This window comes from Roseateles sp., assembly GCF_019237615.1.
Classification (GTDB): domain Bacteria; phylum Pseudomonadota; class Gammaproteobacteria; order Burkholderiales; family Burkholderiaceae_C; genus Pelomonas.
Genome location: NZ_JAFAGT010000022.1, coordinates 1 through 8180, shown reverse-complemented (window position 1 = coordinate 8180; position 8180 = coordinate 1). Strand labels below are relative to the sequence as shown.

The 8180-nt window shown below is 68.5% G+C and carries 5 protein-coding genes and 1 pseudogene; 4 read left to right on the top strand and 2 right to left on the bottom strand.

Annotated elements, in window-relative coordinates:
• Positions 1-171 precede the first annotated feature (171 nt).
• Positions 172-1401 carry a phospholipase D-like domain-containing protein gene (locus tag JOY88_RS04255; RefSeq protein ID WP_293500632.1) on the bottom strand — a complete coding sequence of 410 codons (1230 nt, stop codon included), beginning with the start codon at positions 1399-1401 and terminating at the stop codon, positions 172-174.
• Positions 1402-1478: 77 nt separating this feature from the next.
• Between JOY88_RS04255 and JOY88_RS04250 the strand changes: the two genes are divergently transcribed.
• Entirely contained in the window at positions 1479-2978 is a 1500-nt protein-coding gene (locus tag JOY88_RS04250) for an amidase (RefSeq protein WP_293500631.1), read from the top strand.
• A 187-nt stretch (positions 2979-3165) separates the two neighbouring features.
• Positions 3166-5982, top strand: coding sequence for a valine--tRNA ligase (locus JOY88_RS04245; protein WP_293500630.1), 2817 nt, complete (start codon positions 3166-3168; stop codon positions 5980-5982).
• On the opposite strand, the gene JOY88_RS04240 is transcribed toward JOY88_RS04245, so the two are convergent.
• Positions 5976-6935 (bottom strand): NAD(P)-dependent oxidoreductase, encoded by a 960-nt coding sequence (locus JOY88_RS04240; protein WP_293500629.1) that lies wholly within the window; start codon positions 6933-6935, stop codon positions 5976-5978. The two genes, JOY88_RS04245 and JOY88_RS04240, sit on opposite strands and share 7 nt — an antisense overlap.
• Before the next feature lie 79 nt (positions 6936-7014).
• On the opposite strand from JOY88_RS04240, the gene galU reads away from it, so the two are divergent.
• Together galU and JOY88_RS04230 are read left to right on the top strand one after the other, a co-directional pair.
• Entirely contained in the window at positions 7015-7920 is a 906-nt protein-coding gene (gene galU / locus JOY88_RS04235) for a UTP--glucose-1-phosphate uridylyltransferase GalU (RefSeq protein ID WP_293500628.1), read from the top strand.
• Between the two features lie 39 nt (positions 7921-7959).
• Positions 7960-8180: pseudogene (locus tag JOY88_RS04230) on the top strand (hypothetical protein); the annotation flags it as partial.

The window sequence follows — 8180 nt, the reverse complement described above, 5'->3', positions numbered from 1 at the left end:
GCCGAGCCACGGCCCGGGCCTGCGCCGCCGCCCTGAGCTGCTGTTCGTCCACCGTCGCCAGGTCCTCGAACAGACCGGCCGACGCATCACCTTGGTGCCTGGCATCACTCATGCCTCAGCACATGCCAGTTTCGTGCCAGCAAAGGGCGGTGGAGAAAAACTCTCAGGCTCTCAGGGCTCGCCCTTGGACGGCTTGGGGTACTGGCGGTTGACGTCCAGCGGCTGCGCATGGGGCGAGCTCCAGGTCTGCTCGTGCAGGGCGGCCAACCGCCCGGCCATGGCCGGGTCGCGCAGCACGACCTCCAGGTTGCGCGACTTGTCGAGATAGCCGCCGCTCCAGTTGCTGGTGCCCACCCAGGCGATCTCGCCGTCTATGCTCATCGCCTTCGTGTGGATGACCCGTGCGAACGGGATGAAGCCGGTGCTGGCGCGCGGCAGCGTCACGATGCGGATCTCGACGCCGGGCAGCATCGCCAGGCTCTTCAGGTGGTGGATGGCCGGCTGCTCGGTGTTCCAGCTGGAGACCATCAGCTTGACGCGCACGCCGCGCGCCGCGGCGGCGCGGATCGCGTTGTCGATGACCGGGTAGAAAGGTCGCTGCCCGGCCGCGTATGACAGCGGCGCGTAGTCCAGCAGCTGCACCCTCACCTCGCTGCGGGCCTGGGCCAGCAGGCGAGGCAGGACCTCCTCCGAGTCGCCCACGCCGGGCGGGTTCCATGCGCGCGGGCTGGACAGCAGGAAGGCCTTGCGCGTGATGTCAAAAGGCGCTGCCGGCTGGGCCAGCGCGGGCACCGGCTGTCCAGCGGCCACCAGGGCCTGGGCCTGCCAGTCCTGCTCGAACACCGCCTGCACCTGGGCCACCAGCGCCGCGTCAGTGATGCGCAGGCCGGCCTCCTGGATGTGCTTGAGCGAGCGCCAGTCGAAGTTCTGGCTGCCCACATAGGCCTCGCGCCGGTCGACGACGAAATACTTGGCGTGGATGACGCCGTTGCCGCTGAGCTTGTTGTAGTCCAGCATGCGGAACTCAAGGCCGGGAATGCGCTGCAGGCGCGCCAGCGTCGCCGGCTCGGACAGGCGCTGGCCCTTGGCCTCCATCAGGAAGCGCACCTTCACGCCGCGGGCCAGCGCGGCCTCGAGGCGGTCTATCAGCAGGTCCAGCGCCTCGCCGTCGCGGCCGGCGACGTAGAACTGGCCCAGCACGATCTCCTCGCGGGCAGCGTCGAACATCTCGCGCCAGACCCTCACCGGGTCGCGCAGGTCGGGCGCCGTCAGGCCGGTCTCGACCGGCGCGGTGTAGACCAGCTCGAAGCCGGGGATGCCGAAGTCGGCCCGCGCCGACAGGCAGGCCAGGCTGGTGAGGGCGCCCAGCAGCAGCGCGGGCAGGCGGAAGATCGTTCTCATGTTGGCGGGTTCCTGCGAAAGCGCCCGCAATGTAACGGCCACGGCCAGAATGCCGGCCAACGCCCACAGGAAGCGCCATGGAATTCAACGACTACCGCCGACTGGACGCCACCGCGCTGGCCGCCGAGGTGGCCGCCGGCCGCATCCGGCCCGAGAGGCTGCTTGACCTGGCCCTGGCCCGGCTGGCCGCCGTGCAGCCGCCGCTGCGGCCGGTCTGCCGGAGCATGGAGGCCGAAGCCCGCGCCCAGCTCGCACGCGGCGTCGGCGGCGGCCCGCTGGCCGGCGTGCCCTGCCTCATCAAGGACGTGAGCCAGGACTATGCCGGCGTGCCCACCAGCGGCGGCAGCCGCGCCTACGCCGGTCTGCCGCCGCCGCGCGAGCATGCCCATGTCGTGCGGCGCCTGCTGGATGCCGGCCTGGTCATCTTCGGCAAAACCAATGCGCCCGAGCTGGGCCTCAAGGGCGTCAGCGACCCGCAGGCCTTTGGCAGCAGCAGCAACCCCTGGGATGTCCGCCGCACGCCGGGTGGCAGCAGCGGCGGCGCGGCCGCGGCAGTGGCGGCGGGCATCGTGCCGATGGCAGCCGCCAACGATGGCGGCGGCTCCATCCGCATCCCGGCCGCCTGCTGCGGCCTGGTCGGGCTCAAGCCTTCGCGCGGCCGCATATCCGCCGGCCCGGGCGCGGGCGAGGTGTGGTTCGGCGCCTGCAGCGAAGGTGTGGTCTCTCGCAGCGTGCGCGACACGGCGCTGGCGCTGGACATCCTCGCCGGCCCCGAGCCCGGCGACCCAGTGGCCCTGCCGGTGCCGGCCACGCCTTTCGTCGCGCAGATGCAGACGCCGCTGCGCCGGCTGCGAATCGCCTGGTGCGCCGATTCGCCCATAGGCACGCCCGTGCACGACGAGGCCAGGCTGGCCGTCGAGCGCAGCGTCGCGCTGCTGCGCCGCCTGGGCCATGTCGTCGAGCCGGCGCGCCCCGACGTCGACGGACGCGCGCTGGCCAACAGCTATCTGCACATCTACTTCGGCCAGGTGCCGGCCGCGCTGCGCCAGGCCGTCGCGCTGGGCGGGCGCGAGGCCGACTTCGAGCCGCTGACCCGCCTCATCGCGACGCTGGGTCGCGCCACCAGCGCGGAGCGGCTGTCGCTGGAGCTGCTGCGCTGGAACGACTACGCGCGCAGCCTCGCCGCGCTGCATTCGCGCTACGACGTCTACCTGACGCCCACGCTGGCCTCGCCGCCCATCACCCATGGCACCGGCGACCTGCCGCCCTGGCAGATCGCCGTGCTGGGCGCCTTGCGCGCCTCGGGCCTGCTGGGCCTGCTCAAGCGCGCCGGCTTGCTGGACGGTATCGTCGAGCACATGGCCGCCGACAACCTGCGCCACGTGCCCTTCACCCAGCTCGCCAACCTGACCGGCACACCGGCCGTCTCGCTGCCGCTGCACTGGACGGATGACGGCCTGCCGCTGGGCGTGCAATTCAGTGCCGCCCAGGGCGAGGACGGGCTGCTGCTGCAGCTGGCCGCCGAGCTGGAGGCCGCCCAGCCCTGGTTCGAGCGACTGCCGCCGGCCTTCGGCTGAAGCGCCTGCCGGCGTCGCAAACGGCTCGCAGCGCGGCCTCGTGAACGCTCTCGCTCCCAGGGCCGGGATGGCGCTGAGGAATCCGTTCGGGCCGTCAGCGCGCATCTCGACGCGGTAGCGCCGGGTTTCATTCGGCACCGGGGCCACCCTTAAAATCCGCCCTCCCCTACGCTGACGACCACGCCCCGTGACCGAACTCGCCAAGTCCTTCGAACCCGCCGCCCTGGAAGCCCATTGGGGCCCGAAGTGGGAGGCCGCCGGCCTGTATGCGCCGACCCTGGACACGGCCAAGCCCTCGTTCAGCATCCAGTTGCCGCCGCCCAACGTGACCGGCACGCTGCACATGGGCCATGCCTTCAACCAGACGGTGATGGACTCGCTGACGCGCTACCACCGCATGCAGGGCCACAACACGCTGTGGGTGCCGGGCACCGACCATGCGGGCATCGCGACGCAGATCGTCGTCGAGCGCCAGCTGCAGGCCGCCGGCCAGAGTCGTCACGACCTGGGCCGCAAGAACTTCGTCGCCCGCGTCTGGGAATGGAAGCAGGAGTCGGGCAACACCATCACCGGCCAGATGCGCCGCCTGGGCGACTCGGTGAGCTGGGGGCATGAGTACTTCACGATGGACGAGAAACTCTCGACCGTCGTCGTCGAGACCTTCGTGCGCCTCTACGAGGAAGGCCTGATCTACCGCGGCAAGCGCCTGGTCAGCTGGGACCCGGTGCTGCAGTCCGCCGTGTCGGACCTGGAGGTCAGCTCCGAGGAAGAGGACGGCTCGCTGTGGCATATCCGTTATCCGCTGGCGGACGGCAGCGGCTCGGTCGTCGTCGCCACCACGCGGCCCGAGACCATGCTGGGCGACGTGGCCGTCATGGTCCACCCCGAGGACGAGCGCTACGCGGCGCTGATCGGCAAGCTCGTCAAGCTGCCGCTGACGGAGCGCGAGATCCCCGTCATCGCCGACGACTACGTGGACCGCGAATTCGGCACCGGCGTCGTGAAGGTCACGCCGGCGCACGATACCAACGACTACGCCGTCGGCCAGCGCCACGGCCTGGACATGATCTCGGTGCTGGACCTGCAGGCCAAGATCAACGACAACGCCCCTGTTGCCTACCGCGGCCTGGACCGCTTCGTCGCCCGCAAGCGCATCGTGGCCGACCTGGAGACGCTGGGCCTGCTGGTCGAGGTCAAGAAGCACAAGCTGCAGGTGCCGCGCTGCGAGCGCACCGGCCAGGTCATCGAGCCCATGCTGACGGACCAATGGTTCGTCGCAGTCACGAAGCCGAGCGCGGACGGCAAGAGCATCGCCGACAAGGCCATCGCGGCCGTCGACAGCGGCGCTGTCAAGTTTCATCCCGAGCAGTGGGTCAACACCTACAACCACTGGATGAACAACCTGCAGGACTGGTGCATCTCGCGCCAGCTGTGGTGGGGACACCAGATCCCGGCCTGGTATGGCACGGGCGGCGAGCTGTTCGTCGCGCGCAGCGAGGAGGAGGCGCAGGCCCGCGCCAAGGCCGCCGGATACCTGGGCGAGCTGACGCGCGACCCCGACGTGCTGGACACCTGGTACTCGTCGGCGCTGGTGCCGTTCTCGACACTGGGCTGGCCCGAGCAGACGCTGGAGCAGGAGCTGTTCCTGCCCTCCTCCGTGCTCGTGACCGGCTACGACATCATCTTCTTCTGGGTCGCCCGGATGATCATGATGACGACCCACTTCACCGGCAAGGTGCCGTTCAAGGACGTCTACATCCATGGCCTGGTGCGCGACTCTCAGGGCCAGAAGATGAGCAAGTCCGAGGGCAATGTGCTGGACCCGGTGGACCTGATCCAGGGCTGCGACCTGGAGACGCTGACCCGCAAGAGCACCACCGGCCTGCGCAAGCCCGAGACGGCGCCCAAGGTGGCTGCCCGCGTGAAGAAGGAGTTCCCCGACGGCATGCCGGCCTACGGCGCCGACGCGCTGCGCTTCACGATGGCCAGTTACGCGACGCTGGGCCGCAACATCAACTTCGACACCAAGCGCTGCGAGGGCTACCGCAACTTCTGCAACAAGCTCTGGAACGCGACGCGCTTCGTGCTGATGAACTGCGAGGGTCAGGACTGCGGCCTCTTGCATGAGAAGGGCGCCTGCCCGCCGGGCTACAACGAGTTCAGCCAGGCCGACCGCTGGATCGTCAGCGAGCTGCAGCGCGTGGAAACCGCCGTGGCCCAAGGGTTCGCCGAGTACCGCCTCGACAACGTCGCCAACGCCATCTACAGCTTCGTCTGGGACGAGTATTGCGACTGGTATCTGGAGATCGCCAAGGTGCAGATCCAGGCCGGTAACGCAGCCCAGCAGCGCGCCACGCGCCGCACGCTGATCCGCGTGCTGGAGACGACGCTGCGCCTGCTGCACCCCATCGCGCCCTTCATTACCGAGGAACTGTGGCAGACCGTGGCGCCGGTGGCCGGCCGCAAGGCGACCGACTACATCGGCCAGGCGCCCTACCCTGTGGCACAGCCGGAGCGCATGGACGCCAGCGCCGACGCCTGGATGGCGCAGCTCAAGGCCGTCGTCGGCATCACGCGCAGCCTGCGCGGCGAGATGGCGCTGAGCCCCAGCGACCGCGTGCCGCTGCTGGCCGGCGGTGACCTGTCCTTCCTCAGCGAGGCGGCGGCCGTGCTCAAGGTGCTGGCCAAGCTCAGCGGCGTCGAGCTGATTGCCGACGAGGCCGAGTTCGCGCGACAGAGCGCCACGGCGCCCGTGCTGGTGCATGGCGCGGCCAAGCTGGCGCTGAAGGTCGAGATCGACGTCGCGGCGGAGCAGGCCCGACTGAGCAAGGAGATCACACGCCTGGATGGCGAGATCACCAAGGCCGAGGCCAAGCTCTCCAACGAGAGCTTCGTCGCCCGCGCGCCGGCGGCCGTCGTCGAGCAGGAGCGCGGCCGCGTGGCCGGCTTCAAGGAGACCGTGGCCCGCCTGCGTGAGCAGTTGGCCCGACTGCCGGCTCAGTAATAGCCGGCGGCCTTGGCCGCGGCTTTCTCTGCGGGTTTCTTCTTGCTGCCGGGCACCTTGCCCAGCAGCTCGTCGAGGCCGCGCGCCACCGCCCAGGCCGCGCGCACGCGCGACTCGCGCGTCGTGCCCGCCAGCCGTGGCGTGACCTGCAGTGTCGGGATGCCGTGCAGGGGCCGCCCCTGCTCCAGCCAGCCCGGCTCCATGCAGTCGAACCAGGCAGCGCGCAGCCTGCCGCCACGCAGGGCCCGCCCCAGCGCCGCCTCGTCGAAGAGGCCGGACTGGCTCAGGCCGACGACGACCTGGTTGGCCCTCGCGTTCTCCAGCTGTCGCTCGCCGAGGAGGCCGCGAAAGCGCTCGAAATAGGGCAGCAGCAGCACCAGGCCGTCGCTGCACTCGACCAGCTCGCCCAGGCTCACCGACTCAATGCCCCAGCGCGCCCACGTGGCGTCGCTGGGATGCAGGCCGGGGTCGTAGCCGACGACGCGCGAGCCGAAGGCTTGCAGCAGCTGGGCCAGCACCTGGGCCGCCGGCGTCAGGCCCAGCAGGCCTATGGTGGAGCAGCCCAGCTCGCGGCCCACCTTGAGGCCGTCGCTGCCTTCCACGGGCACGCGCCTGAGCAGGCTCAACAGCGCGCCGACAACGAATTCCGCCTCGGCGCAGGCCGTCGAGCGCTGCGAACGCACGACCTCCACGCCCACCTGGCGGCAGGCCTCGACGTCGATGTTCTCGGCGCCGCCGCTGGCGCGACCGATGGCGCGCAGCGCCGGCGCGCCGTGCAGCAGTTCGGCGTCGACGCGCACCTCGGGCGGCGCGATGAGGGCGCGCGAGTCCTGCAACGCCGCGCGCAGTCCGCGCGGGTCGCCGACAAGTTCGGGCGCGAAGCAGGCATCGTGGCGCTCGGCCAGCCACTGCACCACCTCGGCCTCCAGCGGTTCCAGGATCAGGACGGTCATTGCTTGTAAGAGCCCGACTGGGGGGTCAACCCGTCACAACCCCCGTGACACAATCTTCTCGACCCCGCCAATCCAGTGTATGCCCATGGCCGCCTCGCCCAAATCGCCGATCACCAAAGCCATCTTCCCGGTCGCGGGCCTAGGCACGCGCTTCCTGCCGGCCACCAAGGCCCAGCCCAAGGAGATGCTGCCGATCGTTGATAAGCCGATCATTCAATACGGAGTGGAAGAAGCGCTGGCCGCCGGTTGCGACCAGATCATCATCATCACGGGCCGGGGCAAGACGGCTATTGAAGACCATTTCGATGTGAGCTATGAGCTGGAAAAAATGCTGGAGGAACGCGGCAAGACCGAGCTGTTGAGCATTGTGCGCCAGATCTCAGACATGATCCATGTGGCTTATGTGCGCCAGAAAGAAGCGCTCGGGTTGGGACACGCGGTGCTGATGGCGCGCGAACTGGTAGGCGATGAGCCCTTTGCCGTTCTGCTGGCCGACGACGTAATTGACGCTCCTGTTCCCTGCCTTAAACAGATGATCGCCGTTTATCAGGAGACGGGTGCATCGGTTCTGGCCACGCAGAAAGTTGCCGGCCCGGCCATTTCCGCTTATGGAGTCCTGGATGCCACCGCCGCCAACGTCGACGGCTTTGACGAGCGGCTCTATGAAGTGAAAAACCTGGTAGAAAAACCCAAGCTCCAGGATGCTCCTTCCGATCTCGCCATCATTGGCCGATACGTGCTCACACCTGGCGTTTTTGACATGTTGGAACGCACTTCCCTCGGCGCGGGTGGTGAACTGCAGCTCACCGACGGCATTCGCATGCTGCTCGCGAAAGAAAAAATTTATGGTTACCGTTTCGACGGCAAACGGCATGACGCCGGCGACAAGCTGGGATTTCTGAAGGCCACGGTTGAGTTTGCCCTCAAGCGCGGAGAACTGGGCGAACAGTTCCGGACGTACTTGAAATCCCTGCCGCTCTCGTAACGCCTGCATGGCCATCATCGGCGGGGCCCCAGTGCTTTCATGGAGGATATTGTGGAACAACCTGGAATCCCTGCGCGGCGGCATTTCATCCGCGGTCTCGGAGGCATCGGTATCGCCGCCCTCTTTGCGCCAAAAGAGACGTTCGCGCAGCGGAAGCAAGAAAAAGGTGAGGAACAGGTTTCAACCAACGAAGATCTGATGCGCGAGCACGGTATTTTGAAGCGAGTGATGCTCTGTTATGAAGAAATTATTCGACGCAT

Bases quoted from the DNA above. Each gene is read 5' to 3' on its own strand.
- JOY88_RS04255 (WP_293500632.1), bottom strand. From the start codon at position 1,401: ATGAGAACGATCTTCCGCCTGCCCGCGCTGCTGCTGGGCGCCCTCACC.
- JOY88_RS04250 (WP_293500631.1), top strand. From the start codon at position 1,479: ATGGAATTCAACGACTACCGCCGACTGGACGCCACCGCGCTGGCCGCC.
- JOY88_RS04240 (WP_293500629.1), bottom strand. From the start codon at position 6,935: ATGACCGTCCTGATCCTGGAACCGCTGGAGGCCGAGGTGGTGCAGTGG.
- galU (WP_293500628.1), top strand. From the start codon at position 7,015: ATGCCCATGGCCGCCTCGCCCAAATCGCCGATCACCAAAGCCATCTTC.